Source organism: Bradyrhizobium uaiense, assembly GCF_010811875.1.
Taxonomy (GTDB): Bacteria; Pseudomonadota; Alphaproteobacteria; order Rhizobiales; family Xanthobacteraceae; genus Bradyrhizobium; species Bradyrhizobium uaiense.
This window is the reverse complement of record NZ_VKHP01000573.1, coordinates 1-540: the sequence shown is the minus strand read 5'-3', so window position 1 is coordinate 540 and position 540 is coordinate 1. Positions and strand designations below refer to the sequence as shown.

The following is a 540-nucleotide window of genomic DNA, read 5'->3' as shown; positions in this document are numbered from 1 at the left end:
CAGGTGAGCTTCGAGCTGATGGTGTCGATCGTAGTGATAGCGTTGGACGGTCGCTTCCTTGATGGTCCGGTTCATGCGCTCGACCTGGCCATTGGTCCAGGGATGCTTGATCTTGGTCAGCCGATGTTCGATCCCGTTCTCTTGGCAGCGCATATCGAACATGTGTGTCACGTATCTTGCCGTCGAGCCGCCCGCATAGCGCGGTGGGAAAGTGAACTGGATCCCATTGTCGGTGAGAACTGTGTGGATTTTGTAGGGGACTGCCGCGATTAGAGCTTCGAGGAAGGCCGAGGCGGAAGTCCGTCCCGTCTTCCTGACCAGTTGCACGAAGGCGAACTTGCTGGTGCGATCGATGGCGACATACAGGTAGAGCTTGCCTTCAGCGGTCTGCAGCTCGGCAATGTCGATGTGGAAATAGCCGATCGGATAAGCCTTGAACTTCTTCTTCGAGGGCTTACTGCCTTCGACCTCCGGCAATCGGCTGATGCCGTGGCGCTGAAGGCAACGATGCAGGGATGACCGCGTCAGATGCGGGATGGT

At 57.2% G+C, this 540-nt stretch carries 1 protein-coding gene; it reads right to left on the bottom strand.

Annotated elements, in window-relative coordinates; genetic code table 11:
* Nucleotides 1-540 (bottom strand): DDE-type integrase/transposase/recombinase (locus tag FNJ47_RS46545; protein WP_163163535.1); only part of this gene is annotated, 540 nt, incomplete at both ends.